Genomic DNA, 26,783 nt, shown 5'->3' with positions numbered 1-26,783 from the left:
TGCCTGCTTTGACCACACGGGGCCTTTGGGCCCCGTTGTTTTTTTCGGGTCTTCCTTATGCATTGGCAAACCTCCCGTTTTGATATCGATCTGACCCAACCCAAGGTGATGGGCATTGTCAACGTGACGCCCGACTCGTTTTCGGACGGTGGGCACTTTGCCGCCACCTCGGCAGCTCTCGCGCACTGCGAGCAACTGATCAAGGATGGCGCCCACATCCTGGACATAGGTGGTGAGTCCACCCGACCGGGCAGCCCGGCTGTTCCGCTGGACGAGGAACTGGCGCGCGTGTTGCCAGTGGTGCGCGAGGCGGTCAAGCTGGGGGTGCCGGTGTCGGTCGACACCTACAAGCCCGACGTCATGCGGGCGGTGCTCGACGAAGGCGCCGATATCGTGAACGACATCTGGGCCCTGCGCCAGCGTGGGGCGCTGCAGGCGGTGGCTTCACACCCTTGCTGCGGTGTGTGCCTGATGCACATGCACCGTGACCCTCAGACCATGCAGACTGCACCCATGGACGGCGACGTGTTGCCACAGGTGATCCATTTCCTTGAGCAACGGATCGATGCAATGCATGCAGTGGGCGTGGCCCGCGCACGGATCGTGCTGGATCCTGGTATCGGGTTTGGCAAGACGGTGGCGCAGAACTTCAGCTTGCTCGCGCGCCAAGCTGAATTGCTCGCCCTGGGATTCCCGCTGCTGGCTGGCTGGTCCCGCAAGTCCTCGCTCGGTAGCGTGACCGGTCGCGAGGTGCCCGCAGAACGTGTCTCGGCCAGCGTGGCTGCGGCGTTGCTGGTGGTTGAGCGTGGTGCACGCGTGGTACGGGTGCATGACGTGCGCGAAACGGTGGATGCGCTGACTGTTCTCGCTGCTCTGGGATAGGTGCCCTCTGGGGTGCCCGGCGATCATCGGTCCGCTGGGATGCAAAGGCCTGTCATCCCGCTCTTTCCCATCCGGAAGGCATAAGACGAGCGGGCGAAATGTGTATCAAAATGCTTCACTCTTGAATGATGTTGCAATGCTTGTAGTGCCTAAGTTACAATAACCTGCGCTATCAAAAAAACATTCAAGGAGGGGTAGCCAGCATGTCAGTGCCTGATCAGGACGTTCGGCGCGCGCGCTCGTCGCGCCCGTATCGCTTCGGCACGATTTGCTGACTTTCATGGATATGCAGGACTGCCAGGATCTCGCCGTTCCCAAAGTGGTGATTCAGCACGTCGTGCACGTGGAATCCTCGCGCAATCCCTTTGCCATCGGTGTGGTCGGTGGCTATCTGGCCCGGCAGCCACGCAGTCTGGAAGAAGCGCTCACCGCAGTGCGGCAGCTCAAACGGGAGGGCTACAACTTCTCCGTTGGCATTGCACAGGTCAACCGTTACAACCTCGCCAAATACGGCTTGGCCACCTATGCCGAGGCGTTCGATGTCTGCGCCAACCTGAAGGCCGGTTCCCGCATTCTCCGTGAGTGCTACGACCGCGCCCAGGACTGGGGCAAAGCCTTCAGCTGTTACTACTCCGGCAATTTCGTCACCGGATTCAATCACGGCTATGTGCAGAAGATATTTGCTTCCATGCGCAAGGCTCAATTCGGTCTGACCGGTGAGCCAGAGCCGGTCAAGGTCATTCCTTACAACAACACACCTCGGAAGCTCGCGCGTGAAGACGGCCTGCCTTTGCGGCAGGCACACGCGGCCGTGACTGGACTGGCCGAGCAGGCTACTTCATCTGCCTATCCTGAGCCCTACGCCATTCGCAAGTACCAGCCATCAACACCCTTGTCCGTGACGGCTGCGGCGATGGCCAATGCTCAGGTACCAACAGGCCATTCCGTGGATGCCGCAGTCGAAACGGCTGAGCGCCGACCGGCGATTCCTGTTCCGGGGCCCGGTGCTGTGATGCCTGTGTCAAGCAAGCCTTCTTCGGGCGGTTTGAGCCACATTCCGACCCAAGTCATTGGCATCAATGGCGATCCCTATCAAACGCGCGTCTTGCCACCCGCGACAGCTGGTCTGCCGGCCGATCGGTTGCCTTTGCCCGATCCGTTTTCACCCAGCTCCGCAGCGGAAACCAATCCGCGCAAGCCGCAGGCCATCCCCGTCCGCAAGGGTGGGAGCTTGTTGCAGGTCCGTGAGTCGTCTGGGAAATCCGAAAGCGCTGCTGCGGCTGGGCCGAACAGCAATGACTCAACACCTGAACAGGGTAAATCCGAAATATCGGACAAATCATTTGTGTTTTAACCACTTGTGTAGAAAAGGGACTTCATCGTGCGTAAATCGATTTTTTGTTTTTCAATGGTTGATCTGAAAATACTGGCAATTGGATTTTGTGCATTTTCCCTTTGTGCAACTTCACCTGACTTGTTCGCTGCAGAGGCGTTTGCTGAAGCCTGTGAGAATGTGAATACATTCGTCACCACGCTGCTGACTTTGTTGCGCGTTATTTCGGTCGGTGTGGTGACGATAGCCATTATTTTTGCTGGATACCAGATTGCATTTGCTCATAAGAGATTTACGGACATTGCTCCGGTGTTGATTGGCGGTCTTTTGATTGGTGGCGCTGCGGAAATTGCAAAATGGTTTGTGGGAAACACTGCGGCGGCTGGTTGTTGAATTGGGTGGCCTGATTCTGAAGTCGTTGAGATGGCATTTGGTGCGTTCAATGGCTTCGGTGTGTAGTCGCTATCTCGGGGGGTGTTTGTGAAGAAGGATGTTCTTTTTCGTGGCTGTACCCGTCCACCAATGATTGTGGGTGTGCCTTACCTGCCTTTTGTGGTCGGCACCGGTGTTCCACTCATGATGGCCATGTATTTTTCGTTGTATTTTTTGCTTTTGATTCCGGTATCTGTCTTTGTGATGAGAGTCATGGCCAAGAAGGATGAAATGATATTTCGTTTGATCGGTTTGAATCTTGTCTTTCGATTTTTGCCCAGGAATCGCCAGCAATATGGCGGTGCCTGGGTGTTTGGATCGTCCAGGTACAAGAAAAATTCGATAAAAAAGACTGGTTATGAGATCTGATTTGTATTTGCCTTTGCCTGATTCTTTTTGATGACTTGGATGTTTTCTTATGTTTTCGCCAGATGCTGATTACAGCAATTTCATTCCTTTCAGTACCCACGTTGACACACATGTGGTGAAGTCGAGGGAGGGCGATTACACCATTACATGGTTGCTCAGTGGATTCCCGTTTGTGGGGCGCGAAGATTGGGAGCTGGAACATCGCCACAAGACATTCAACAGCCTGCTCCAAAGTCTTCGTGCGCCGGACTTTGAAAATGTTGCTTTTTGGGCGCACGACGTGCGCCGGCGCCGTCCGGTTCGGGCCGAAGCCAGATTTCAACACCGCTTCTGCCAAGCATTGCACGACACATACATTGAACGTCTTTCCAGCAAACGACTGATGCAGAACGAGCTGTACCTGACGATGATTTATCGGCCCATGGTCAGCGGAAAGAAGTTCGCTGCACTCTCCAGGGATACTGAGGTCCTGCGTCGTGAGGAAAAAGCCTATCTCGAAAAGATCTACGAACTGGTTGGAAACGTCGAGGCCTTGCTGCAAGACTATGCTCCGTATCGTCTCGGCCTCTACGAAAGCATTCACAAGCAAGTCTTTTCCGAGAACCTCGAGTTCTTTGGCTACGTGGTCAATCATGTGGATGAACCCGTGCCGGTGTTGTCAGCACCCATTTACAACTATCTTCCCACCAGTAAACACATGTTTTCAACTGGGAGCGGTGACTTTGCGATTCGAACCGCCAATGGCGATAACTTTTATGGCGCGATCCTGAATATCAAGGAATACTCGGACAGCTCTTGGCCTGGCATTCTGAACGGTCTGAAATATTTGGAATTTGAGTATATTGTCACGCATTCGTTCACGCCCATGAGTCGCTACGACTCCATGAAGGCCCTGGAACGAACCAAGGGGGCGATGCTTTCTTCGGAGGATAAGGCTGTCAGTCAAATCGTGGAGCTTGATTTTGCGATGGATCAACTGGCATCGGGTAATTTTGTTTTGGGCCAATACCATTTCAATATGGCTGTCTTTGCCTCCAATCAGGAGGAGCTGTACAACAATGTGTCGCAAGCTCGGGCGCAGTTGTCGGGTGCCAGTTTTGTTACGGTCAAAGAAGACGTTGCCATCCCTGCAGCTTTTTATGCGCAACTGCCCTGTAATTGGCGTTTCCGTCCCCGCATCGCCAATCTGAGTTCGCTCAATTTTCTTGGTTTGAGCCCTCTGCACAATTTTGCTACCGGAAAGCCTAACTTCAATCCATGGGGCCCATCGGTCAGCATCTTGCAGACCCTGAACAATCAAGCGTACCATTTTAATTTTCATGCAACCAAGTCGCACGAGTATTCGCTGGGTGAAAAAGCCATTGCCAATACCATGGTGATTGGAAAATCGGGTACTGGTAAAACGGCATTGATCAATTTTTTGCTGGCTCAAGTGCAAAAAATTCAACCCGAACCCACAATCTTCTTTTTTGACAAGGACCGCGGTGCCGAGATCTTTATCCGAGCTTGTGGCGGGAGGTACTTTACGCTGGAGAAAGGGCGCCCCACAGGGTTCAACCCGCTGCAATGCGATAACACGCCAGAGAATGAGCAGTTTCTGGTGGAATTGATGCAGACGCTTTGTGGAAAAGAAAAATACAGCGCGTCAGAGCAGGAGGATTTGATTCGTGCCGTGCGCGCCATTCTCGACACTCCGCTGCACCTGAGGACCATGACCAACCTTCAAAAGAGCCTGCCCAACATGGGTGAAGGCAGTCTCTTTGAATGCATTTCGGTCTGGTGCAAGGGCGGGCCAGCTGCCTGGGTGTTCGACAATGCCAAGGACAGGATCGATTTCTCCGGTTCCAATATCATTGGTTTCGATTACACGGAAATCATCGAGGACAGCAGGACCCGCGAACCCATCATCCAATACCTTCTGCACCGGATGGAGAGCCTGATCGACGGCAGGCCATTCATCTACGTCATGGACGAATTCTGGAAAGTTCTTGAGGGCAAGGGTGGCCTCAAGGACTTCGCTAAAAATAAACAGAAGACCATCCGGAAGCAAAATGGTCTGGGAATCTTTGCTACCCAGAGCCCGCAGGATGCGCTTAATAGCGATATTTCGGCCGCGCTCGTTGAGCAGACCGCGACGCTGATCCTGTTGCCCAATCCGAACGCAGATGCCAAGGACTATCTCGACGGACTCAAACTCACCCAGGCCGAGTTCGAACTGGTGGTTGGACTGGACGAGCGCAGCCGCTGTTTTTTGGTCAAGCAAGGGCACAACGCCGTGTTGTGCCAACTCAATCTCAACGGCATGGACGACGAACTGGCGGTGCTATCAGGTTCCAGCGACAACGTCGAAATTCTCGGTGAATTGCTCAGGGAGCATCCGACACCTGAGCAACCGGATACATGGTTGCCGGAATTTCACGTGCGACGCAAAGGGCTGCGCACCCATCGCAAGGCTGTGATGGCCAACAGCAATGAGTTTTTGCGTCATGCGCCGACGGCGGCCAACGAGCTTGATTGATATGAACATATTGCACAGGGAGAACATGAAGTGAACATCACCTATCGGAAATCGTTTGTTGCGCTCCTGATGATGGGTTCTGCATTCTGGAATCATGTCGCTTGGGCATCCAAATGCGGGGGAGTGGCGCAAGGGGGAAGCACTGGAGGGGCTTATTTCAGCCAAGGTGTCCCATATGAGGAAGACGTTTTTTCGTTTTGCACCATCGGCATTCCGGCGCATTGCTGGGCACCTACTGGACCGGGAACCTGGACCCAGACCTGTTATTACCTCAATACCAAATGGATTCCAAAATTCGAAGAGGTATGTGTTCATGGAAAGACGATGGGGGCCTGGAAAGCGACCAGCAGTCATCAACCATTGAGCACAAAAGGCGACCCAAAAAGCCAGGATGGCATGTCCACTTGTGAGCATGGAGATGACTTCTGAGCACGCTGCTACGTGGATAGGAAATCCATTTTTAAACGAGCCATACAAAGAATGATTTCAAAAGAAACACCGTCTGTCACACCCCGTTTGTCTTTACTCGCCCTTTTGGTCGTTCTCCAGGCGTGTACCACGCCTCAGGCGGTGGACATGGCGGACAACTGGAAACCGGTGAACACGCTCAGCGGCGTTCCTCAGGAGATTCCGCTCAAGGAGGAAGCCGAGTTGCCCAAGTTTCAGATGCTGCCGACCGACCCGACCCTGCGTCACATGCTGGAGCGCTGGGCGAAGGAGTACGGCGGTTCGCTGGATTGGCAGTACCCCAGCGACCTGACGCTGGTGAGCGGTCTGGAGTCCGTCAAGGACAACAACTTGCAGCGGGCGCTCAACACGGTTCGCCGCATTTACGCAGCGCAGAAGCTGCGGGTTCAGGTGACAGCCAACAAGTCGATGCTGGTGACCAAGATGCCCTGAGCGCGGCATCGAGCCAGACATGACGGTTACGGATCAACTAGGTTTTCAGGGCTGATATGGCATTTTTCAAGCGCGAGTTGTCGCCGGCTTCGCAGGAGATTCTCAAGAAGTCGATGGATTTCGAATCGAACGTGATCACCATGGTCAAGCGCAGTGAGCGTCGGGCCTGGATCGTGGCGTTTTGCTCGATGGCCGTCACGGTGTGTCTGGTGGTCAGCATCGCGTACATGCTGCCCCTCAAGGAGAAGGTGCCCTATCTGGTGACGGTGGATTTGAAACGCAGCACGAGCACGGTGTCGCACCTGCGTGACAACGTGGCTGCGACCGGCATTTATGCCAGCGAAGCGCTGAACCGAAGCCATGTGGCGCGCTTTGTGCAGGCGCGCGAGGGCTACGACTACGACACGATCAACGAACACGACTGGGAGTACGTGGCAGCGATGTCGAACGATCAGGTCAAGGGTTTGTTCGTGAAGCAGTTTGACGGCACCGACAACAGCCCGGAGAAGAAATGGGGCCGCAATTTTGCGATCCGTATCAAGGTCAACAGCATTGTGTTCAATGGCCTGGACGAGGAGCGCGGTGCGCGTCCGACGGCTGCGACGGTGCGGTTCGAGAAGTGGAAATTCGACAAGAGCACGGGCAAGAGCGAATACCTGAGCAGCCATGTTGGCACGTTGCGCTATGAGTACAAGGCCAATCTGCGCATGGAGGACAACCTGCGCTTGCGCAACCCATTGGGCTTTCAGGTCACGGCCTTCAAGGTGGACGACGAGTTCAATGCGCCGGTTTTCAAGGCCGCAGAACAGGATGTGGGCATGCCCTTGCTCACGGAAGAAGAAGGCGTGTTGCATCGGGGGGCTGAGGCCACACAGACCTCGCAACCGACCCCCGCGGTAGACGCTAGGACCAGCCTGCCAGGTGCACCTGCCACGCCAACCCAGGGGCAATGATGTCGACACAACCAGGCAAATACTTTCGAACAGACAGGGACCGCCAAAAGATGATCAAAAACACTCGCTTTCGATGGCTTTGGGCCGCAATGGCCGCTTTCAGCGCAACGGGGCCGGGCGTGGCCCTGGCGCAAGAAGTGCGCGATGTGGTCTATCGACCCGACCAGGTGGTCCGCGTCAACACCGGTCTGGGCATTGCCACTCAGATCGAAATCAGCGCCCAGGAACAGATCAAGGACTTCGGCACGGGTTTCAGCGACGGCTGGGAGCTGGTGCGGCGCGACAACATCTTCTACATCCGGCCGAAGAATGTGGACGTCGACACCAACATGTACATCCGCACGAACATGCGTTCGTACCTGCTGGATCTGCGGGTGTCGGCCACCAAGTGGCGCACGCTGGAGGAAGCGAAGAGCGCGGGGGTCTTCTACAAGGTGCGTTTTGTCTATGGCAGCGATGAGCCCGACAAGGCGAGCAGCATGGCGGCGGTGAATGCGGTGCTGTCGCCGTCGCCGGGTGCGCTGAACTCGCAGAACAACTACCACCTGAATTACGACTATTCGGCGGTTCGCGAGGACTCCACCATCGTGCCGACGCGGGTCTATGACAACCAGCAGTTCACCTACATCCATCTGCCACCCATGGCGAACTTCCCAGCGGTTTTTGGCCGCCACGAGCGTGCCGGTGAGGAGTTTCTGGTGAACACCAAAAGCGAAAAGAACGTGATGGTGGTCCTGGGCGTCTACCCGTACCTGGTGATGCGCCTGGGCAACGATGTGGTTGGATTGAGGAGGAACAAATGAGCATGCAATTTCCCAATGGGAGTGCCCCGGGCCCGGCGCTGTCGGACAACATGCCCAAGCTGTCGGCGGGCCTTACGCGCGGCGTGAACAAGACGGCGGTGGCCTACATCGTCCTGGTGTCGCTGGCCACCATCGGCATGACGCTGTGGGTGGCCAGCAATGCGTTCTCCGCCGATGGCGACGACAAGAAGCGGGTCACCTTTGAAGAGGTGACGGTGCCAGAGAAACCGGTGTTGAAGCTGCCGCCCCCTCCGGTGGCGCAGGCTGCGCCGACCGTGGCGCCCCCATTGCCAGAATCGGCGGCCATGGCCGACGCGCCCGCAACCCGGGACGATCTGCTGGAGCGGCGCATGGCCAGTCGGGACAACCTGACCGCGGCGACCGACAAGGGCAAAAAGAACCCGTTCTTCGAAGACGAGTTCTCCGCCGTGAAGCGGGGCGCCGTGGAGGTTCTGGCCAACGCCGACTTCACCCTGACGCGTGGCACCTTCATCCGTTGCTCGCTGGAAACGAAGGTGGTGTCCACCCTGCCCGGCATGACCTCGTGCATCGTCACCGAGCCGATCTATTCGGTGAACGGTCGACGCCTGTTGATCGACAAGGGCTCCAAGGTCACGGGTGAATACAAATACGCCGATGAGCACTACGACCGTGTCGGTATCGTCTGGACCCGTGTGCTGACCACGACCGGTCTGGACGTGCGGATCGACAGCGCCGGCACGGACGCGCTGGGCGGTACCGGGGTTCCTGGCCACTACGACGGTCACTGGGGGGAGCGCATTGGCTCGGCTCTGCTGGTCAGTCTGCTCGCGGACGGCATTGATGCTGGCGCGCAGAAGTTCGCGGACCGCAACGACATTCGCGGGCGTGAGACGTCTCAATACGACAGCGATGGTCGTCTGGCCAGTACGCGGGTCGACCCCTGGGAGTCCCAGACCGCCACCACGGTGAAGAAGGCGGCTTCGGACATGCTGGCCCGATCGGCCAACCGCAAGGCCACGGTGACCGTGCTAAACGGCACGGTGATCAACATCTTTGCGGCCCGCGACGTCGACTTCTCCAGCGTGATGCGGTGATCGCGGGCGTTTGCACAACATGACGGAACAGCCGAACGACGAACCGATTGCGAACATTTCAACGGAGTTTCTGGAGTACCAGTACCACGTGCTGGGGATTTCCGGCTACCTGAGCGACCCCAACGTCACCGAAATCTGCATCAACCGCCCAGGCGAGGTGTTCCTGGAAACGGCGGCGGGCTGGCAACGGATGGACGTGCCCGGTCTCACGTTCGACCGGGCGCGCCAGTTCTGCACCACGGTGGTCAACGAGAGCAAGACGGGGCAGCGCATCACCAACGTGGACCCGGTGGTATCGCTGACGTTTCCGACCGGGCAGCGCGCCCAGTTCGTGCTGCCGCCCGCAGTACCGGCTGATCACGTTTCCATCACCATCCGCCTGCCTTCGCGCTACACCAAGACGCTGAGCCAGTACCAGAGCGACGGCTTCTTCGACCGGATCCTCGAAGAAGACGGAAGCATCAGCGCGATGGATCAGGAGCTCCTGGAGCTCAAGAGAGCCCGCGATTACCACGGATTTTTCAGCCAGGCCGTGCACTACAAGAAGAACATCGTGGTGTCGGGGGCCACCGGCAGTGGCAAGACCACGTTTATGAAATCGCTGGTGACGCACATTCCCGACGACGAACGCCTGATCACGATCGAAGACGCCCGCGAGCTGTTCATCGAGCAGCCCAACGCGGTGCACCTGATCTATTCGCGGGGCGGGCAGGGCACGGCCAACGTGTCGGCCAAGGGCTGCATGGAGGCCTGCCTGCGCATGAAGCCCGACCGCATCATCCTGGCGGAAATCCGGGGGGACGAGTCGTTCTACTACATCCGCAACTGTGCCTCGGGCCATCCGGGCTCCATCACCAGTTGCCACGCTGGCAGCACCAGCCAGACCTGGGACCAGATGGCCTTGATGATCAAGGCCTCGCCCGAAGGTTCGGGCCTGGCGTTCGCCGAGATCAAGCGGCTCCTGATGTTGACCATCGATGTGGTGGTGCACATCAAGGCCCACGCGGGGCGGCGCTACATCACGGGCATTGACTTCGACCCACAACGCCGATTGGCCATGGACTGACCCATGTTGAACAAGTTTTTTGCTTCGTGTGTGTTGGCGCTGGGCATGGCCATGGTGCTGGCAGGTGGTGCCCAGGCCGCGTCGCCCCGTGCGCGCTCCGATCTGACACCGATCGGAATGCGCGGCATCTGGTACCCGAAGACCGAAGCCGGCGCACAGCAGTGCGCACGGTATGTCCGGCGGCGCCCGGTGGAGCTGGACCCCGGCGCATTGCAGATCGGCGACCAGAACATCATGGAGTGGGGCCCTGTGGGTCAACACAAGGTGGTTTTTGTGGTTGATGTCCGGGCGAAGCGGCGTTCGACCTGGCGTCTCCAGGGACTCCTGGACACGTATCCGTACGAGGCGCCCAAGGTGCTGGAGACCTATGTTTTCGAGGTCCGAAAGGACGAGCTGCGCTGGTCCAGAAGAGTCGTTGACTTGGTGACGGAGCGGGTTGAAACCTCGGTGTATGTCCGTTGCGTCTAGGGATGGCGTCTGCCGGGCAATGGATCGATGTCGCGTGAGCGTGAAATGAGGGAGTAGGAGTGATGATGAAAAAGAAGGGCTGGTGGACGGTATGCCGCTGGGTCGGCGCGGGTCTGGTGGGCGGTTTGCTGACCGCGTGCGCCGGGCTGGAGAACATGGTTGATCGGGGTCTGGAGCCCATGCTGGTTCAACTGGCGCCAGACGGCGAGGCCTACCGGTTCGACTTCGTGTTTGACGACAGCGCCGACGATGACGATCAGGTCTATGGCGCGGGCTTTGTGGTGGTGAGCCAGGGCGACAAGGAGCTGCAGGCCATACCGCATGCGTTCGAGCTGCCACGCGACAACATCGATGGCCGGCAGTGGTTGAAGTTCTGGGACGCCAACGGCGATGGCTGGCAGGATTTTGCGGTGGTGCGCTTGCTGGCCCCCGAGAGCCGGCTGCCCGTGTCGGTGCTGTACCAGTACGAGCCGCAGACCCGCACCTTCGTGGCGGTCGAGCCGCTGTCGCATCTGGGTGAACTGATGCCGGCCGGCCGGGGTTGCCTGCAGTTGCGCTTCGCCATCGAGGCCGGACACACCGCCCAGGAGACCCATTGTTATTCCACCCAGGCGGCCCGATGGGTCCGCCAGCTGGGGCAGGGCACGGGGTGGGCGCAGGCACCGGCCGATCAGGCCTGCCAGGGGCCCACCCCCGAGTTGCTGGGTTGCCGCAAGTCGAGGCTGGAAGCGGACAAGGAAATGCAGGACGTGGTGCGCGAATACCGCAGCGCCCAGCGCCAGCTGTTGCAGCAGAACCAGAGTCGCGACTACGTGCAGGCCTTCTCGCGCAACCTGGCCATCTCGCACGCCACCTGGCTGCGCTACCGCAACGCGCGCTGCGCCTTGTTCGTGCGCGAGCAGGCCCTGCCCGCGGCCTTGTTCAACTCGGCCATCGAGGCCTGTCGTTACGACCTGTCGCGCTCGCAGATCCAGCAGTACAAGGTGCGGTTGGCGCGGCTGTCGAGTCAGAAGGAGTGAGCGGGCCATGCGCCAGACCCGGTTGATGTTCCTGGTGGCCGTGCTGCTGGTGGCCTGTCTTGGTGGTGCTTACCTCAGTGGCCTGATCCTGTTCTGGCGCCTGGGTTTGCCGTTGGAGGAGCTTGGCCTGACCAGCTACCCGGCGTACTGGTGGGCCCATTCGGCACACCCCCAGTTCGGGAAAACCGTGCAGACCAGCGGCTTGATGGGCTTTGCCCTGCCGTTGTTGGTGCTCCTGGGCGCGCTGGTGCTGGTGCTGAAGAAACAGCGCCCGAACCTGTACGGTGAGGCCCGTTTTGCCCAGATGGCCGATCTTCGCCAGCGCAAGATGCTTGCACCCTCGGACACCGCGCTGGTGGTGGGCAAGAAAGACGGCAAGTACCTGTACTTCAACGGGCAGCAGTTCGCCATACTGGCCGCGCCGACCCGCTCGGGCAAGGGCGTGGGCCTCGTGATTCCGAACCTGCTGAGCTACCAGGGCTCGGTGGTGGTGCTGGACATCAAGCAGGAAAACTTCGATCTGACCAGTGGTTTTCGCGCCCGCTACGGACAGGAGGTCTACCTGTTCAACCCCTTCGCGGAAGACCTGCGGACCCACCGCTGGAACCCGCTGGGCTATGTGTCCGATGACCCGAACTTCCGGGTCAGCGATGTGCAGAGCATCGCGGCCATGCTGTACCCGGCCACGGATCTGCACAAGGACCCGTTCTGGGCCAACCAGGCCCAGAACGCTTTTGTCGCGTTCGCGCTCTACGCGTTCGAGCAGGCCGCCTACCTGGCCCGCTTCTTCGGCTCGGGCGAGGACCGTCCCCAAGCGCCCACCATGGGGGGGCTCTACCGCCTGGCGTCCGGCCGCGCGGGCCAGGACATCAAGACCTATCTGGCCGACCTGGCCAGTTGGCCCCACCTGAGCCCGAGCGCGAAAGCGGCGTTCGCCACCTTGCTGGGGCAGGCGAACGAAACCTTTGCCAGCATCATGGGCACCTTCAAGGAGCCGCTGAACCCCTGGCTCAACCCCGTGGTGGACGCCGCCACCAGCGCCAACGACTTCGACATCCGCGACGTGCGCAAGAAGAAGATGAGCATCTACGTGGCGATCCAGCCCAACAAGCTGGCCGAAAGCCGCTTGATGCTCAACCTGTTCTTCAGCCAGCTGATCAACCAGAACACCCGGGAACTGCCCCAGGCCAACCCGGCGCTGAGGCACCAGTGCCTGCTGCTGATGGACGAGTTCACCAGCATCGGTCGGGTGGACATCATCGCCAGCGCGGTCAGTTTCATGGCCGGCTACAACCTGCGCCTGATGCCCATCGTCCAGAGCCTGTCCCAACTGGAATCGACCTACGGCAAGGAACAGGCGCGCACCATCATGACCAACCACGCGCTGCAGATCATCTTTGCACCGCGCGAACAGCACGACGCCAACGAGTACAGCGACATGCTGGGCTACACCAGCATGCGCAAGGACAGCGTGAGCCGCAGCAGGTCGCGCGACAGCAGCTACACGCGCAGCGAGAGCGACGAGCGTCGCGCGCTGATGCTGCCGCAGGAGCTCAAGGCCATGGGCGACGACAAGGAAATTCTCCTCGTCGAGGGCATGGCCCACCCGGTGATGGCGGACAAGATCCGCTACTACCAGGACCCGGCCTTCAAGGAGCGGCTGTTGCCCAAGGTGCCGGTGCCGTTGCTGACCCTGCCGGGCAGCGAGCCCCTGGTTCCAGGCACCCGGGCCGACCCCGCGCTGGCCCGCGATCCGATGCCGCAGACCCCACCGCCGGTGGTACAGGAGAGCGTTGAGTCCTCGTTGGCGCAGCAGTACGAGGCGCATCGCCAGCGCATGCCCGCGACCCCCAGCGAATACACCGGGCTGGCGGGGATTCAACACGAGGTGGACGGGTTGCTGCACCAACTGGAACGGTAGGCACACCGTGGCGACGGGCCGGGGTGCCAACGGGCGCCGTTGCCGTCGGTCAACCCAACGAACCCCGCAACCACCTTCGCGCCACCGAGTCGCTCCCGGGGCCTTTGAGGGCGATACAGGCAAGTCCTAAAATGCCGACCAGGCCGCCCGGAGCGGCCCCTGCCCCTTGCGGTCGAGTCCGCCCATCTTTCTTTCCCCTATGACACGACAATACTTTGGCACCGACGGCATACGTGGCACGGTTGGCCAGCCCCCCATCACGCCCGACTTCGTGCTGCGCCTGGCCCACGCCGTGGGGCGGGTGCTCAAGCAGCACGAAAGCCGGCCCACGGTGCTGATCGGCAAGGACACGCGCATTTCCGGCTACATGCTGGAAAGCGCGCTGGAATCGGGCTTCAACTCGGCGGGCGTCGACGTGGTGCTGCTTGGCCCGGTACCCACGCCGGCCGTGGCCTACCTCACGCGTGCCCAGCGTGCCAGCCTGGGCGTGGTGATCTCCGCCAGCCACAATCCGTTCGACGACAACGGCATCAAGTTCTTCAGCGCCCAGGGCACCAAGCTGCCCGACGAATGGGAGCTCGCGGTCGAGGCCGTGCTGGCGCAGCCGCCGGCCTGGGCCGATTCGGCCAGCCTGGGAAAATCGCGCCGGCTCGATGACGCGGCGGGGCGCTACATCGAGTTCTGCAAGAGCACCTGTTCCCACCTGTTCACGCTCAAGGGCCTCAAGATCGTGGTGGACGGCGCGAACGGTGCGGCGTACCACATCGCGCCCGATGTGTTCCACGAACTCGGCGCCGAAGTGGTCCGGATCGGATGCGCGCCCAACGGGCTGAACATCAACCAGGACGTGGGTGCCACCCACCCACAGGCGCTGGTGGAGGCGGTGAAGGCGCACGGTGCCGACTACGGCATAGCGCTCGATGGCGACGCTGATCGGCTGCAGATGGTGGACACCACCGGGCGCCTCTTCAATGGCGACGAGCTGCTGTACCTGATCGCGGCCGACCGCATCGCTCGCGACATCGACGTGCCCGGCGTGGTGGGCACGCTCATGACCAACATGGCGGTGGAGGTGGCCTTCAAGCGCAAGGGTGTGAAATTCGTGCGCGCCCGCGTGGGCGACCGCTATGTGCTCGAAGAACTGGAGCGGCACGGCTGGAGCCTGGGCGGCGAAGGCTCGGGCCACCTGCTGGTGCTCGACCGCCACACCACCGGCGACGGCCTGGTGTCGGCCCTGCAGGTGCTGGCCGCCTGCATGGACAGCGGCCAGACCATGGCACAGTTGTTGTCCGAGGTGACGCTGTTTCCGCAGACGCTCATCAACGTGCGCTTGCAACCTGGCCAGGACTGGAAGACCAACACCCGCCTGGACGAGGAGATTCGCGCCGTCGAGGCGGAGCTGGGCGAGACCGGCCGGGTGCTGATCCGGCCCAGCGGCACCGAGCCGCTGCTGCGCGTCATGGTCGAAGCGCGCGATGCGCAGCAGGCTCGGTCGTGCGCCGAGCGGCTGGTCGAGGCCGTGAAGTCGCAGGTGCCGGTATGAGCGCCGCCCGGCCGCTCCGAAGGCGCTCAGCCCCGCAGCGCGTGGCGCGGAGGGCAATTCAGTGACCGCCGCGCCGGGCCGTCCCCCAGAAATCCCGCACCGCAGCCCGCGGGGCGAAAACACGCCAATGACCCCGCAACCGGTATCGGCCATCACGGTGCAGCGCGCCGACTACGCCGACCAGCAGCACCGGGCCGCGCTGGTGATGCTGCTCGACGCCTATGCCAGCGACCCGGCCGGCGGTGGCGAGCCGCTGTCCGACTTTGCCAAGGCGCATCTGGTGTCCGAGCTCGCCGCCCGCCCGCAGGCCTACAGCGTGCTGGCGTTTGAAGGCGATGCACCGGTGGGGCTGGTCAACTGCATCGAGGGTTTTTCCACCTTCGCTTGCCGGCCATTGGTGAACGTGCACGATGTGGCGGTGCTGGCCAGCCACCGCGGGCGTGGCATCGCCGAGCTGATGCTGGCACTGGCCGAAACGATCGCGCGCGAGCGCGGCGCGGTGAAGATGACGCTGGAGGTGCTCTCGGGCAATGCGCCCGCGGTCAAGCTCTACCAGCGCATCGGCTACGCCGGTTACCAGCTCGATCCGGCCATGGGCACGGCGCAGTTCATGCAGAAGTGGCTGTGAACAGACCCACCCTCGCCGCGCTGCGCGCGACCTCCTCACGGGAGCGATGTGAGCGGCCCGGCGACGCCGGTTCCGCCGCATCCTGGTAGGCAGTTCCTCGTTGCTCAGTAGAGCAAGTGGGGTTTCCGCGTCTCCATCCAGGCGGCTTCGTCCGGCCGGGTGATCGCGTCGAGGTCTTCGGGCGTTGATTTCGGATCGTCCACCCACTCGCGCAGCGCCGGCCCACCGTTGATCAGATCGATCGCCAGGCGGTCGTGTTCGTATTCGTAGGCGAAGTCGCGCCACAGCGGGTAGCCGGGCGCCTGCACACGCAGCGCTTTGAACGCCAGTGCCTGGAGGCGCCAGGGTTGGAACGCGGTGGGGTCGTAGTGCGTCGGGTCTTCCACGTGGATCTGCACACCGGCGCAGAGCTGGCCCGCGTGTTTGTGGAAGGTGGGTTCGAAGAAGCATTCGCGCAGCACGCAGCCGCGTTGCCATTGCGGCGCGATGCGGCGCATGTCGGCGATCAGGCGCCGCGCGTCGATGCCGGGCGCACCGAACAGCTCCAGCGGACGCGTGGTGCCGCGGCCTTCGCTGAGCGTGGTGCCTTCGAGCATCACGGTGCCCGCATAGGCGCGCGCCATCCAGAGATTGGCCGCGTTGGGGCTGGGGTTGACCCAGGTGCGCTCGGTGGGCCAGCCAAAACCGGGCGCCGCGTCGGGCGCCCAGCCGTCCATGGTGATCACGCGGTAGTCGACCGCCAGCCCCAGCGTGGCGATGAACCAGTGGCCGAGTTCGCCCATGGTCATGCCGTGGCGCATGGGCATGGCGCCGGCGCCGACGAAGCTCTCCCAGCCGGGGCGCAATGTGAGGCCCTCCACCGGGCGGCCGGCCGGGTTGGGGCGGTCCAGCACCCAGACCGCCTTGCCGTGCTGTGCCGCGGCTTCGAGCACGTAGCGCAGCGTGGTGATGAAGGTGTAGATGCGGCAGCCCAGGTCCTGCAGGTCGACCAGCAACACATCAAAGCTGTCCACCATCGCGTCGGTGGGGCGGCGCACCTCGCCGTAGAGGCTGAACACGGGGATGCCCAGACGAGGGTCGAGGTAGTCGGGCGACTCGACCATGTTGTCCTGCTTGTCGCCGCGCAGGCCGTGCTGCGGGCCGAAGGCGGCGGTGAGGTTCACATCGGGCAGGGCTGCCAGGGCGTCGAGCGAATGCGTGAGATCGCGCGTGACCGAGGCCGGGTGGGCGAGCAGGGCCACGCGCCGGCCGGCCAGCGGTGTGCGCAGCGCGGGGTTTTCGATGAAGCGTTCGATGCCGAATTTCATGCGGTGTCTCGGGAGGCGGTGGGTGGGTCGAAGAGGGGCTGCGTCAGCGTCAGCGCGAAGCCGTCGCGGTGGTGGAAGTCGGGGCGCGCGCCCGGGTGCCGCAGGGCCCAGTAGCTGAGCCGGCCCTCGGCGTCCTCGATCACTGCGGACAGGCCGAGGTGAAGAGGCTGCCCCGCCGCTGGCGCGGGCAGGGCGTGGCGGGGCAGCCAGGCCAGCAGGGTCAGGATGTGCTCGGTGGTTTCCCGTTGCAGATCGGGCACGACGGGCGCCTCCGCGGCTTCGGCCGGCAGGTCGCGCACACGCTCGGCGCTGAAGCGGTAGGCCGCCCACTGGCCCGAGGGGGAGAAGTTGAATTCGCGGTAGGCCACCTCATCGGCGCGGGCCACGAAGGCCTCGAAGCAGGTGTGTTGCCACAGGCCGTCGGCCGGACCCGGCAACGCCGGCTCCGGGAGGCGCAAGCGGCCCACCTCGCCGCGCAGCTGGTAGCTCAGCAGCCAGCCGGGGCCCTGTTCGGAGCCGGCCACCGCCAGCGACACGCTCACCCGCAGATCCAGCGCGCAAGGGGTGGCCGGATGGCACAGCAGGGGCTGCGCCGCGGCAGGCCGTTGCAGGCGGGAAGGGGTTGGCGTGGGGGCGTCGGGCGTCACAGCCCCGTATTCTGGCAGGGGCGTGGGCTCAAGCCGGCTGGGCCACGAACCAGTGCCGCGTGCGGTTGATCAGTGCCACCAGTGACAGCATGACCGGCACTTCGACCAGCACGCCCACCACGGTGGCCAGCGCAGCGCCCGAGTGCAGGCCGAACAACGAAATCGCCACCGCCACGGCCAGCTCGAAGAAGTTCGAGGTGCCGATCAGGCAGGCCGGTGCCGCGATGTCGTGTGGCAGCTTGAGCCAGCGCGCGCCCACATAGCCGATGGCGAAGATGCCGTAGGTCTGGATCAGCAGCGGGATAGCGATCAGCACGATCACCAGCGGCTGGGCCACGATGGTCTCGGCCTGGAAGCCGAACAGCAGCACCACGGTGGCGATCAAGCCCACCACCGACCAGGGCTTGAGCACCTTCACGAACGCGCCCACCGCCGCCTCGCCGCCGCGCGCGCGCAGCGCTTGGCGCGTGAGCACGCCCGCCACCAGGGGCAGCACCACGTAGAGCGCGGTGGAGAGCAACAGCGTCTGCCAGGGCACCGCCAGATCGGTCACGCCGAGCAGGAAGGCCGCGATGGGCGCGAAGGCGAAGACCATGATGAGGTCGTTCACCGACACCTGCACCAGCGTGTAGTTCGGGTCGCCCTTGGTGAGCTGGCTCCAGACGAAGACCATGGCGGTGCAGGGCGCCACGCCCAGCAGGATCATGCCGGCGATGTATTCGTTGGCCGACTGCGGGTCCACGAAAGGCGCAAACAAATACTTGAAGAACAGCACGCCCAGCGCGGCCATGGTGAAGGGCTTGATGAGCCAGTTGATCACCACCGTGAGCATCAGGCCCTGCGGTTTCTTGCCGACGTCGCGCACCGCCGCGAAGTCGATCTGGATCATCATCGGGTAGATCATGATCCAGATCAGCACGGCCACGATCAGGTTGACGTGCGCCACTTCGATCGCCGCGATGGTGGCGAAGCTGGCGGGGGTGAGCAGGCCCAGGCCGACACCCGCGAGGATGCCCAGGCCGACCCAGACGGTGAGGTAGCGTTCAAAGAGTCCCATGGTGCTCAGTCTTTCTGCGCCAGATCGCGGGCCTGTTGTTGCAGCAGCAGGCGGTCCACGCTCGCCAGGGGCAGGTTGATCAGCAGCTCCAGCCGGCGGTGGATGGCGAGCAGCGTCTGCTTGAAGGCCGCGAGTTTGTCCGCTTCACTGCCCGGCGCGTTCGACGGGTCGGCATAGCCCCAGTGCGCGGTGGCCGGCTGGCCGGGCCAGTACGGGCAGACCTCGCCAGCGGCGTTGTCGCAGACCGTGATCACCAGGTCCATGCGGGGCGCATCGGCCAGGGCGAACACGTCCCAGCTCTTGCTGCTCAGGCCCTCGGTGGCGATGCCGGCGTCCTGCAGGGCGCGAAGGGCGAGCGGGTTGGGTTGCTGGTTGTCGCGTGGGCTGCTGCCGGCGGAGAAGCCGCGGAATCGCTGCACGCCTTTGACCTTTCCCAGGTGGTTCAGGGCGGCCTCGGCCAAGATGCTGCGGGCCGAGTTGTGGGTGCAGAGAAAGAGGACGTTCAGGGTCTGGTTCGGGGTGGTCATGGCGAAAGTGGATTCGTTGAGGTAGGCGCTCAGCAGCAGCCGGAGGGGTGGGCGGACGACGCAGGGCCGCAGCACGGCGCGGCCGCCAGCGGGATGGACACGGGCCGGGCCGCCGGGGTCTGGGGGGCACAGCAGGCCGAGGTCGCCGGCTCGGGCGCACGGGTCTCGCTGAACACGGGAATTTTGTCCAGCGTGTGGAACTGTTCCCAGACGTGAAAGCGTTTCATCGGTAGCTCCAGTCAGGCTTGGAAAGGAAAGGGGTTGGGGAGCGAGGCGGCGGGCGGCAGCACCACCACTGGCGAAAAGCCGCCGCCTTCGGTGCGGAAATTGGTGGTCTGGCCCGACCAGGTGCGCGCGGCCAGAAGCTGCACCTGGCCGCGGTAGGTGTAGGCGCGCAGATCCAGCTTGAGCAGCGTGGTCTGGCCATCGACGGACACCAGCCGCTCGCTGGGCGGCACGGTGGTCTGGGCCACGTAGTCGCCCGCGAGGATCTCGCCCCACACGCGCCGGGTGAGCTTGTCGCCGCGGTAGGCGGCGCGCGCGCCGAAGCCGGCGGCGGGTTTGAAGAACAGTGTGCGCCGCTGGGCCCAGAGCGCGTCGGCGTTGGCAGCGGTGACGCGCTGCGTGGCGGGTACCACCTGGCGCAGCACGGCGCGGTCGGCTTCGCTCACGCCCCAGGTTTCGAGCAGCGCGGGGTCGGACAAGGCGATCAGGTTGCGTTTGTCGGCGTACAGCGCATGCGTGCGCGGGTGCGGCGTGACCACGGCCGCGCCCGCGCGGTAGGCCTGTTGCAGCGCTTCGTGGCCGTTGTCCTGCAGGTAGAAATCCGTCAGGCGGTTGTAGACCAGGTCCACCGGCATGCCATCCGGCAGGGCCGGGTGCCAGAGCGCGCCGTCGCGCCACTGCAGCTCGTGCGCATCGGCCACCACGGCGATCAGGCCCTGGGCGGCGAATAGCGCGCGCGCCATCTGAAACTCGGGGGCCAGGTACTGCTGGCCGGGTGCATCGTCCACGATCAGCACGTTGCGCAGCGGTGCGTCGCCGCGCTGCGATTGCCATTCCGCGCGGAACATGGCGACGAACACCTCGTCGAGCCGCAGCAGCGTGTCGGCCGGGTCGAACAGCGGTTCGAAGCCGGCGCAGCAGGCGCGGTGGGCCCTGGCCAGCGCGGCGTTGAGCAGGGCGCCGCCGGCGTTGCTGTTGATCTCGATCAGCTTGGGGCCATCGGCGCTGAGGTGGAAGTCGTAGCCCATGAAAACACCGGCCGGGCCCCAGTCCAAAGCCGCGATCGGGTTCGCGCGCGCCAGGGCCTGCTCGCGCCAGGCGGGCAGGGCGATGACGCGTTCCATCGCCTCCACGGCTTGCACGATCTGCTGCCGCACCCCGGGGTCGAGGAACACGGCGCTGGCCGAAAACAGGTGCGGGTGGCTCTCAGCCAGCCGCGCGGTCAGGCCGCCGAGCGCCGGGCTGGTTTCCAGCTGCTCGCGCAGGCGTGAGGGCCGCAGGGTCTGGCAGGCGCAGCCCAGGTTGATGGCGTCGGCCAGGTTCATGGTGCGGTCCCGCAGTCGGTGCAGCCGGCGTCCGCCGGCACTTCGCAGGTCTGACCGGCGCAGCAGTGTTCGGTGAGGTAGCCGAGCAGGGCGTTCATGCGGTCGAAGCTGGCGCGGTAGATCAGGTGGCGGCCCTGCGGCTCGGCGCTCACCAGGTCGGCGTGGGCCAGTTCCTTGAGGTGGAACGAGAGCGCGCTGGGCGACACCCCCAGCTGTTCGGCCAACACGCCGGGCGTGAGGCCATCGGGGCCGGCCACGACCAGCGCACGGAAGGCGCGCAGGCGCTGCACCTGGGCGAGCGCGGCCAGCGCGCTCAAGGCCTGGGATTCCTGGGGGGTGGTGATTTCCATGTTTCAATAATACTTGAAATATGGAATCGTGCAATGGCCAGGCCTGTCGGCGCTGGGTTTTTGTGGTGTGCCGGCCCTGTCACGAAAGCTTCACGCAAGTGCCACAGACGGGTCACGCCCGGTTCCCAGAATGCAGGTTCATGAACAACAGCCCAATCAACACCGCGCCTCTGGCAGGCGCAACGAACCTGGAGCCGAACATGAAAGAACTGCCCACCCCGACGCTGGACTTCTCGCCGGTCACCCGGCCACGGAGGTCACTTCATCCCCGCACCGATTTCCAGCCACAAGCCCTGGTGGCGCCTGCGCTGGGGACGCCTGCCGCAGGGAGCGGCATCGATGTCTCGTGGGCCCGGCATCTGGACGAGGTTCGTGAAGCCCAACGGCTGAGGCACGCCGTGTTCGCCGGCGAGATGGGGGCCATCCTGTCCAACGCCGTGCCCGGCCACGATGTGGACCTGTTCGACGACTTCTGTGAACACCTGCTGGTGCGCGACGCCGCCAGTGGTCGGGTGATCGGCACCTACCGCGTGCTCACGCCGGCCCAGGCCCGCCGCGTGGGCAGCACCTACAGCGACACCGAGTTCGACCTGACCCGCCTGCGCGGTGTGCGCGAGCGCATGGTGGAGCTGGGCCGCAGCTGCGTGCACAAGGACCACCGCCACGGCGGCGTGATCATGGCCCTGTGGGGCGCGCTGGCCGAGTTCATGGTGCGCAACCAGCTCGACACCATGATCGGTTGCGCCAGCATCCCCATGCAATACGAGGGCCCGCACGGTGTGGTGGGCGGCGGCCACGCCGCGGCCAGCATCTGGCGCCAGGTGAAAGAGAAACACCTGGCCCCGATCGACTGCCATGTGCGCCCGCGCCTGCCGCTGCCCATCGAGCAGCTCGACGACACGCTGGACGTGGAGCCGCCCGCGCTGATCAAGGGCTACCTGCGCCTGGGCGCCAAGGTGCTGGGCCCACCGGCCTGGGACCCGGACTTCAACGCCGCCGACCTGCCCATGCTGATGCGCATCGCCGACCTGCCGGCGCGTTATCGCAAGCACTTCTTGAAGGATTGACCCCCCGCCGCGCTACGCGCGACCCCCCAGGGGGCGGCACTGGCCGTCCGGCAAAGCCGGCCCGGCGGTGCCCTTGGGGGGAGTCACTTCTGCTCTGCTGGGTTTGCTGTGATCCAAAGGAACAAAGATGAGAACGACCTTTGAAGCATTGGGCGGTTGGGGTTTGGTGGCGGGTTTGCCGCCGACCCAGGACGTTGGCGATGACCACCCGGGTGGCAGTGAAGCGCCCCGCTACCGGGCCGTTTTCATTTCCGATCTGCACCTGGGCACGGCGGGCTGCCAGGCGGGGGCCTTGTTGGCGTTCCTGAAACACCACCCGAGCCAGACGCTGTACCTGGTGGGCGACATCATCGACGGCTGGCAGTTGCGCCGCAAATGGTTCTGGCCGCAGGCGCACAACGACGTGGTGCAGAAACTGCTGCGCCGTGCCCGCAAGGGCTGCCGCGTGGTGTTCGTGCCGGGCAACCACGACGAGTTCGCGCGCCAGTTCCACGGCCACAACTTCGGCGGCATCGAGGTCAGCAACGAGGCTGTTCACACCACGGCCGACGGGCAGCGCCTGTGGGTGGTGCACGGCGACCATTTCGACGGCGTGATCCAGTGCGCCAAGTGGCTGGCCTACGTGGGCGACAACCTCTACGAGTTCACGCTGCGCCTGAACCGCCACCTGAACTCGCTGCGCGCTCGCCTGGGCCTGCCGTACTGGTCGCTCTCGCAGTATCTGAAACACAAGGTCAAGAGCGCGCTGAACTACGTGACCGATTTCGAGCGCGCCGTGGCGGCCGAGGCGCGGCAGCGGGGCTACCAGGGCGTGGTCTGCGGCCACATCCACCGGCCCGAAATGCGCACCATCGACGGCACGCTCTACTGCAACGATGGCGATTGGGTCGAGAGCCTGTCGGCCTTGGTGGAACACATGAATGGCCGGCTGGAGCTGGTGCACTGGCGCCCGAGCGCCAGCCCGGCGGTGGCCGCATCCGCGGAGCAGCCGGCGCCGGCCGCGGCCCGGGCCATGGACGAGGCATGGCGCGAACGCAGCAGCGCCTGAGCGGCCGCGCGCCACCGAATTTGGAGAACAGGGGAGACACAGATATGAAGATCGTGCTGGTGACGGATGCCTGGCAACCCCAGGTCAATGGCGTGGTGACCACGCTGGTGGAGCTGGTGCGCGAGTTGCAGGCCCGCGGCCACGAGGTGGTGGTGATCCAGCCCGGCCAGTTCCGCACCCGGCCCTGCCCGGGGTACGCGGGCATCGACCTGGCCCTGTTTCCCGGGCGCCAGCTGTCGCGGCTGATTGACGCGGCCCAGGCCGACGCCATCCACATCGCCACCGAAGGCCCGCTGGGCTGGGCGGCCCGGCGCCATTGCCTGCGTCGCCGCCTCGCGTTCACCTCCGCGTTTCACACCAAGTTCCCGGAGATCCTGCACGCCGCCCTGGGGGTGCCGCTGTCCTGGGGCTACGCGCTGTTTCGCCACTTTCACCGCCCCAGCAGCGGTGTGATGGTGCCCACCGTGGGGGTGCTGCAGATGCTGCGCCAGCGCGGGTTCGGCCAGCTGCGCGAGTGGACGCACGGGGTGGACACCCGCCTCTTTGCCCTGGCCGACGAAGCGCAGGTGTATCCACCGCTGGGCCAACTGGCCCGGCCGGTGAGCCTGTTCGTGGGGCGCCTGTCCTATGAAAAAAACATCGGGGACTTCCTCGACCTGGACGTGCCGGGCAGCAAGGTGGTGTGTGGCGTCGGCCCGCTGGAGACGGCCCTGCGCGAGCGCTACCCCAACGTGCACTGGCTCGGCGTGCTGCCGCGCCACGAGTTGGCGCAGGTGTACGCGGCCGCCGACGTGTTCGTGTTTCCCAGCCGCAGCGAGACCTTTGGCCTGGTGATGCTCGAAGCCATGGCCTGCGGGGTACCGGTGGCGGCCTACCCGGTGGATGGGCCGTTGCAGGTGGTGGCCGACAGCGGCGCTGGCGCGCTGCGCGACGACCTGCACGAGGCCTGGGTGGACGCCCTCAAGGTCAAGCGCCACGAGGCCCGCGACCGCGCGCTGCTGTTTGGCTGGGGCCGGGCGGCCGAGCTGTTCGTATCGTTTCTGGCGGTGGCGCCCGCCAGGACCACGACGCCGCGCAGTACCCGCCCGGGTGCGCCAGCGTCGCAGGGGCCGGTGCTCAAGCGTGTCAAACTGTCACACAAACGTCATCCCGCCGTTGAATAATCGTCAAACAGGCGTGCCCTTGCCGTTCGTCGGGGGAGGCGAGGCGGGCATGGCCGCACACCTTGACGGAACCCATGAGCGCCAACATCAACAACAACCGCCTGCAATTCCTGGACCGGGACCACAGCATCCTGGCTTTCAATGAGCGGGTCATGGACTGGGCCCGCCGCCCCGACGTGCCGCTGCTGGAGCGGCTGCGTTACCTGAGCATCGTGTCGAGCAACCTCGACGAGTTCTTCGAAGTGCGCATGGCGCCGCACCTGAGCGCGTACAAGGCCAACGAGCAGCGCGGTCTGTACACCGCCGCCACGCACGATCAGGTGTCTGCCAAGGTGCACGAGCTGGTGTCCCAGCAGTACGCGATCTACAACGACGAGCTGTTGCCCCTGCTGGAGAAAAAGGGCATCAAGCTGGTGGCCCATGGCGAGCGCAACCCGCGCCAGCGCCGCTGGGTGAAGGACTTCTTCGCGCGCGAGGTGCAGCCGCTGTTGCTGCCCGTGGGGCTGGACCCGGCGCACCCGTTCCCCCAGGTGGCCAACAAGTCGCTCAACTTCATCGTGCGGCTCACCGGCAAGGACGCCTTTGGCCGCGAAAACGAGATCGCCATCGTCAAGGTGCCGCGCATCCTGCCGCGCTTTTTCCGCATGCCCCCGGTCAAGGGCTCCAAGCAGACCCACTTCGTCTCCATCTCCAGCCTGATCCGCTCGCACCTGACCGACCTGTTTCCGGGCCGCCAGGTGACCGAGTTTTCCCAGTTCCGCGTCACCCGCCACTCCGATCTGGCGGTGGACGAGGAAGAGGTGAAGAACCTGCGCACCGCGCTGCGCAAGGGGCTGCAGCAGCGCAACTATGGCGAGGCACTGCGGCTGGAGGTGTCGGCCGGCTGCTCGGAATACCTGTCTGCGTTCCTGCTGGCGCAGTTCGCGCTGCCCGTGCAGTCGCTCTACCGCGTGCCCGGTCCGGTCAACCTGGTGCGGCTGAACCAACTGATCGACCAGGTGGACGCGCCCGCGCTGCGCTTCGAGCGCTACAACGCCGGCTGGCCGATGCAGCTCAACCCGGGGCAGTCGTATTTCGAGCGGCTGCAGCAGGGCGACGTGCTGATCCACCAGCCCTACGAGAGTTTTGACGCCGTGCTGGCCTTCTTGCGCGAGGCGGTGGAAGACCCGAACGTGCTCGCCATCAAGCAGACGATCTACCGCACCGGCGCCAAATCCGAGCTGATGGACCTGCTGCGCGAGGCCGTGCGCCGGGGCAAGGAAGTCACCGCCGTGGTGGAGCTCAAGGCGCGCTTCGACGAAGAGGCCAACATCAACTACGCCGAGCGGCTGGAGTCGGTGGGCGCCCAGGTGGTCTACGGCGTGGTGGGTCTCAAGACCCACGCCAAGATGCTGCTGATCACCCGCCGCGAAGACGGCCGGCTGCGCCGTTATGGCCACCTGTCCACCGGTAACTACAACCCCGGCACCGCGCGCCTCTACACCGACCTGAGCTACCTCACGGCCGACGACGCGCTCACCGCCGATCTGGAACAGATCTTTCTGCACTTGGCGAGCCAGAACCGCCTGCCGCGGCTGAACAAGGCGCTGATCGCGCCGTTTCATCTGCACAAGGCGATGCTGGAGAAGGTCGAGGCCGCGGGCGCGGCCGCCAAGGCCGGCAAAGAGGCTCGCATCATCCTCAAGATGAACGCGCTGACCGACGAGCCGCTGGCGCGCGCGCTGGCGCTGGCGTCGCAGCAGGGCGTGAAGATCGACCTCATCGTGCGCGGCGCCTGCATCCTGCCGGCCCAGGTGCCCGGGGTGACGGACAACGTGAACATCCGCTCGGTGATCGGGCGCCTGCTGGAGCACTCCCGGGTGTTCTATTTCCGGGTCGATGGCACGGACGAACTCTGGCTTGCCAGCGCCGACTGGATGAACCGCAACATGCTGCGCCGCGTGGAGCTGGCCTGGCCCGTGACCGACGCGGCCCTGCGCAGCCGCATCATGGACGAATGCCTCTCGGCCTACCTGCACGATACCAAGGACGCCTGGCTGCTCCAGCCCGACGGCCGGTACGTGCCCGCGGCCATCACCGGCACGGGCAAGACGCGCGCCGTGCTGCATTCGGCCCAGGCGAGCCTGATGGCGCGCTACGGCAGCAAAGGCTAGGAG

At 63.6% G+C, this 26,783-nt stretch carries 27 protein-coding genes; 20 read left to right on the top strand and 7 right to left on the bottom strand.

Going from position 1 to position 26,783, the window contains the following annotated elements; genetic code table 11:
- Positions 1-57: 57 nt before the first annotated feature.
- The 16 genes from folP to KIH07_RS18320 all read left to right on the top strand — a co-directional run bounded on the left by folP (position 58) and on the right by KIH07_RS18320 (position 15,911).
- Entirely contained in the window at positions 58-882 is an 825-nt protein-coding gene (gene folP / locus KIH07_RS18395; protein ID WP_226493348.1) for a dihydropteroate synthase, read from the top strand.
- Positions 883-1,162: 280 nt separating this feature from the next.
- A complete protein-coding gene (locus tag KIH07_RS18390) occupies positions 1,163-2,236 on the top strand; it encodes a lytic transglycosylase domain-containing protein (RefSeq protein WP_226493347.1) in 1,074 nt (357 codons plus the stop codon).
- 27 nt (positions 2,237-2,263) lie between these two features.
- Positions 2,264-2,608, top strand: coding sequence for a TrbC/VirB2 family protein (locus KIH07_RS18385; RefSeq protein ID WP_226493346.1), 345 nt, complete (start codon positions 2,264-2,266; stop codon positions 2,606-2,608).
- Positions 2,609-2,695: 87 nt separating this feature from the next.
- Positions 2,696-3,016 carry a type IV secretion system protein VirB3 gene (locus KIH07_RS18380; protein ID WP_226493345.1) on the top strand — a complete coding sequence of 107 codons (321 nt, stop codon included), beginning with the start codon at positions 2,696-2,698 and terminating at the stop codon, positions 3,014-3,016.
- 49 nt (positions 3,017-3,065) lie between these two features.
- A complete protein-coding gene (locus KIH07_RS18375; protein ID WP_226493344.1) occupies positions 3,066-5,534 on the top strand; it encodes a VirB4 family type IV secretion/conjugal transfer ATPase in 2,469 nt (822 codons plus the stop codon).
- 30 nt (positions 5,535-5,564) lie between these two features.
- Positions 5,565-5,963, top strand: a complete 399-nt coding sequence (locus tag KIH07_RS18370) for a hypothetical protein (RefSeq protein ID WP_226493343.1) — start codon at positions 5,565-5,567, stop codon at positions 5,961-5,963.
- 147 nt (positions 5,964-6,110) lie between these two features.
- Complete coding sequence (locus KIH07_RS18365) at positions 6,111-6,434, top strand: TcpQ domain-containing protein (RefSeq protein WP_226493342.1); 324 nt, start codon at positions 6,111-6,113, stop codon at positions 6,432-6,434.
- Positions 6,435-6,490: 56 nt separating this feature from the next.
- A complete protein-coding gene (locus KIH07_RS18360; protein ID WP_226493341.1) occupies positions 6,491-7,387 on the top strand; it encodes a virB8 family protein in 897 nt (298 codons plus the stop codon).
- Positions 7,388-7,476: 89 nt separating this feature from the next.
- Positions 7,477-8,190 carry a TrbG/VirB9 family P-type conjugative transfer protein gene (locus tag KIH07_RS18355; RefSeq protein ID WP_226493340.1) on the top strand — a complete coding sequence of 238 codons (714 nt, stop codon included), beginning with the start codon at positions 7,477-7,479 and terminating at the stop codon, positions 8,188-8,190.
- Positions 8,187-9,266, top strand: coding sequence for a TrbI/VirB10 family protein (locus KIH07_RS18350; protein ID WP_226493339.1), 1,080 nt, complete (start codon positions 8,187-8,189; stop codon positions 9,264-9,266). The genes KIH07_RS18355 and KIH07_RS18350 overlap by 4 nt, the downstream gene beginning before the upstream one ends.
- A gap of 19 nt (positions 9,267-9,285) precedes the next feature.
- A complete protein-coding gene (gene virB11, locus KIH07_RS18345) occupies positions 9,286-10,332 on the top strand; it encodes a P-type DNA transfer ATPase VirB11 (protein WP_226493338.1) in 1,047 nt (348 codons plus the stop codon).
- A 3-nt stretch (positions 10,333-10,335) separates the two neighbouring features.
- Complete coding sequence (locus KIH07_RS18340; RefSeq protein WP_226493337.1) at positions 10,336-10,800, top strand: hypothetical protein; 465 nt, start codon at positions 10,336-10,338, stop codon at positions 10,798-10,800.
- Positions 10,801-10,862: 62 nt separating this feature from the next.
- On the top strand, positions 10,863-11,819 hold the full coding sequence (locus tag KIH07_RS18335) for a lysozyme inhibitor LprI family protein (protein ID WP_226493336.1): 957 nt from the start codon (positions 10,863-10,865) through the stop codon (positions 11,817-11,819).
- 7 nt (positions 11,820-11,826) lie between these two features.
- Complete coding sequence (locus tag KIH07_RS18330; protein WP_226493335.1) at positions 11,827-13,740, top strand: type IV secretory system conjugative DNA transfer family protein; 1,914 nt, start codon at positions 11,827-11,829, stop codon at positions 13,738-13,740.
- Between the two features lie 199 nt (positions 13,741-13,939).
- Positions 13,940-15,283, top strand: a complete 1,344-nt coding sequence (gene glmM, locus KIH07_RS18325; protein WP_226493334.1) for a phosphoglucosamine mutase — start codon at positions 13,940-13,942, stop codon at positions 15,281-15,283.
- A 127-nt stretch (positions 15,284-15,410) separates the two neighbouring features.
- Positions 15,411-15,911: a GNAT family N-acetyltransferase gene (locus tag KIH07_RS18320; protein ID WP_226493333.1), complete on the top strand. Its 501-nt coding sequence runs from the start codon at positions 15,411-15,413 to the stop codon at positions 15,909-15,911.
- A gap of 104 nt (positions 15,912-16,015) precedes the next feature.
- Here KIH07_RS18320 and KIH07_RS18315 read toward each other — a convergent pair whose 3' ends face one another.
- Genes KIH07_RS18315 through KIH07_RS18285 form a run of 7 tightly spaced genes read right to left on the bottom strand, consistent with a single transcriptional unit; the run spans position 16,016 to position 21,349 of the window.
- Complete coding sequence (locus tag KIH07_RS18315) at positions 16,016-17,218, bottom strand: exo-beta-N-acetylmuramidase NamZ domain-containing protein (RefSeq protein ID WP_226493332.1); 1,203 nt, start codon at positions 17,216-17,218, stop codon at positions 16,016-16,018.
- Entirely contained in the window at positions 17,215-17,865 is a 651-nt protein-coding gene (locus tag KIH07_RS18310) for a DOMON-like domain-containing protein (protein ID WP_226493331.1), read from the bottom strand. Before KIH07_RS18310 ends, KIH07_RS18315 begins: the two co-directional genes overlap by 4 nt.
- Before the next feature lie 28 nt (positions 17,866-17,893).
- Positions 17,894-18,922: an ACR3 family arsenite efflux transporter gene (arsB, locus tag KIH07_RS18305; RefSeq protein WP_226493330.1), complete on the bottom strand. Its 1,029-nt coding sequence runs from the start codon at positions 18,920-18,922 to the stop codon at positions 17,894-17,896.
- Positions 18,923-18,927: 5 nt separating this feature from the next.
- Complete coding sequence (locus KIH07_RS18300; protein ID WP_226493329.1) at positions 18,928-19,449, bottom strand: arsenate reductase ArsC; 522 nt, start codon at positions 19,447-19,449, stop codon at positions 18,928-18,930.
- A 29-nt stretch (positions 19,450-19,478) separates the two neighbouring features.
- Complete coding sequence (locus KIH07_RS18295) at positions 19,479-19,676, bottom strand: hypothetical protein (protein ID WP_226493328.1); 198 nt, start codon at positions 19,674-19,676, stop codon at positions 19,479-19,481.
- 12 nt (positions 19,677-19,688) lie between these two features.
- Positions 19,689-20,999, bottom strand: a complete 1,311-nt coding sequence (locus tag KIH07_RS18290) for a hypothetical protein (RefSeq protein ID WP_226493327.1) — start codon at positions 20,997-20,999, stop codon at positions 19,689-19,691.
- Positions 20,996-21,349 (bottom strand): ArsR/SmtB family transcription factor, encoded by a 354-nt coding sequence (locus KIH07_RS18285; RefSeq protein ID WP_226493326.1) that lies wholly within the window; start codon positions 21,347-21,349, stop codon positions 20,996-20,998. Before KIH07_RS18285 ends, KIH07_RS18290 begins: the two co-directional genes overlap by 4 nt.
- A 200-nt stretch (positions 21,350-21,549) precedes the next feature.
- Here KIH07_RS18285 and KIH07_RS18280 point away from each other — a divergent pair, with 200 nt between their 5' ends.
- The 4 genes from KIH07_RS18280 to ppk1 all read left to right on the top strand — a co-directional run bounded on the left by KIH07_RS18280 (position 21,550) and on the right by ppk1 (position 26,780).
- Positions 21,550-22,416, top strand: a complete 867-nt coding sequence (locus tag KIH07_RS18280) for a GNAT family N-acetyltransferase (RefSeq protein WP_226493325.1) — start codon at positions 21,550-21,552, stop codon at positions 22,414-22,416.
- A gap of 127 nt (positions 22,417-22,543) precedes the next feature.
- Positions 22,544-23,464, top strand: coding sequence for a UDP-2,3-diacylglucosamine diphosphatase (locus KIH07_RS18275; RefSeq protein ID WP_226493324.1), 921 nt, complete (start codon positions 22,544-22,546; stop codon positions 23,462-23,464).
- Positions 23,465-23,508: 44 nt separating this feature from the next.
- Entirely contained in the window at positions 23,509-24,627 is a 1,119-nt protein-coding gene (locus KIH07_RS18270; protein WP_226493323.1) for a glycosyltransferase family 4 protein, read from the top strand.
- 74 nt (positions 24,628-24,701) lie between these two features.
- Complete coding sequence (ppk1, locus tag KIH07_RS18265; RefSeq protein WP_226493322.1) at positions 24,702-26,780, top strand: polyphosphate kinase 1; 2,079 nt, start codon at positions 24,702-24,704, stop codon at positions 26,778-26,780.
- The last annotated feature ends 3 nt before the right edge of the window (positions 26,781-26,783 follow it).

The sequence above is a fragment of the Hydrogenophaga taeniospiralis genome, assembly GCF_020510445.1.
In the GTDB taxonomy this organism is placed as follows: Bacteria; Pseudomonadota; Gammaproteobacteria; order Burkholderiales; family Burkholderiaceae_C; genus Hydrogenophaga.
The sequence above is the reverse complement of the archived record's forward strand: the minus strand, read 5'-3'. Positions and strand labels throughout refer to the sequence as shown.

What these genes read in the sequence shown, in the direction of transcription:
- KIH07_RS18330 (WP_226493335.1), top strand. Translation starts at nt 11,827, where the DNA reads ATGCGCCAGACCCGGTTGATGTTCCTGGTGGCCGTGCTGCTGGTGGCC.
- KIH07_RS18280 (WP_226493325.1), top strand. Translation starts at nt 21,550, where the DNA reads ATGAAAGAACTGCCCACCCCGACGCTGGACTTCTCGCCGGTCACCCGG.
- KIH07_RS18295 (WP_226493328.1), bottom strand. Translation starts at nt 19,676, where the DNA reads ATGAAACGCTTTCACGTCTGGGAACAGTTCCACACGCTGGACAAAATT.
- KIH07_RS18355 (WP_226493340.1), top strand. Translation starts at nt 7,477, where the DNA reads ATGGCCGCTTTCAGCGCAACGGGGCCGGGCGTGGCCCTGGCGCAAGAA.
- KIH07_RS18315 (WP_226493332.1), bottom strand. Translation starts at nt 17,218, where the DNA reads ATGAAATTCGGCATCGAACGCTTCATCGAAAACCCCGCGCTGCGCACA.
- folP (WP_226493348.1), top strand. Translation starts at nt 58, where the DNA reads ATGCATTGGCAAACCTCCCGTTTTGATATCGATCTGACCCAACCCAAG.
- ppk1 (WP_226493322.1), top strand. Translation starts at nt 24,702, where the DNA reads ATGAGCGCCAACATCAACAACAACCGCCTGCAATTCCTGGACCGGGAC.
- KIH07_RS18275 (WP_226493324.1), top strand. Translation starts at nt 22,544, where the DNA reads ATGAGAACGACCTTTGAAGCATTGGGCGGTTGGGGTTTGGTGGCGGGT.
- KIH07_RS18290 (WP_226493327.1), bottom strand. Translation starts at nt 20,999, where the DNA reads ATGAACCTGGCCGACGCCATCAACCTGGGCTGCGCCTGCCAGACCCTG.
- KIH07_RS18270 (WP_226493323.1), top strand. Translation starts at nt 23,509, where the DNA reads ATGAAGATCGTGCTGGTGACGGATGCCTGGCAACCCCAGGTCAATGGC.
- KIH07_RS18350 (WP_226493339.1), top strand. Translation starts at nt 8,187, where the DNA reads ATGAGCATGCAATTTCCCAATGGGAGTGCCCCGGGCCCGGCGCTGTCG.
- KIH07_RS18390 (WP_226493347.1), top strand. Translation starts at nt 1,163, where the DNA reads ATGGATATGCAGGACTGCCAGGATCTCGCCGTTCCCAAAGTGGTGATT.
- virB11 (WP_226493338.1), top strand. Translation starts at nt 9,286, where the DNA reads ATGACGGAACAGCCGAACGACGAACCGATTGCGAACATTTCAACGGAG.
- KIH07_RS18375 (WP_226493344.1), top strand. Translation starts at nt 3,066, where the DNA reads ATGTTTTCGCCAGATGCTGATTACAGCAATTTCATTCCTTTCAGTACC.
- glmM (WP_226493334.1), top strand. Translation starts at nt 13,940, where the DNA reads ATGACACGACAATACTTTGGCACCGACGGCATACGTGGCACGGTTGGC.
- KIH07_RS18335 (WP_226493336.1), top strand. Translation starts at nt 10,863, where the DNA reads ATGATGAAAAAGAAGGGCTGGTGGACGGTATGCCGCTGGGTCGGCGCG.
- arsB (WP_226493330.1), bottom strand. Translation starts at nt 18,922, where the DNA reads ATGGGACTCTTTGAACGCTACCTCACCGTCTGGGTCGGCCTGGGCATC.
- KIH07_RS18285 (WP_226493326.1), bottom strand. Translation starts at nt 21,349, where the DNA reads ATGGAAATCACCACCCCCCAGGAATCCCAGGCCTTGAGCGCGCTGGCC.
- KIH07_RS18320 (WP_226493333.1), top strand. Translation starts at nt 15,411, where the DNA reads ATGACCCCGCAACCGGTATCGGCCATCACGGTGCAGCGCGCCGACTAC.
- KIH07_RS18300 (WP_226493329.1), bottom strand. Translation starts at nt 19,449, where the DNA reads ATGACCACCCCGAACCAGACCCTGAACGTCCTCTTTCTCTGCACCCAC.
- KIH07_RS18365 (WP_226493342.1), top strand. Translation starts at nt 6,111, where the DNA reads ATGGCGGACAACTGGAAACCGGTGAACACGCTCAGCGGCGTTCCTCAG.
- KIH07_RS18360 (WP_226493341.1), top strand. Translation starts at nt 6,491, where the DNA reads ATGGCATTTTTCAAGCGCGAGTTGTCGCCGGCTTCGCAGGAGATTCTC.
- KIH07_RS18340 (WP_226493337.1), top strand. Translation starts at nt 10,336, where the DNA reads ATGTTGAACAAGTTTTTTGCTTCGTGTGTGTTGGCGCTGGGCATGGCC.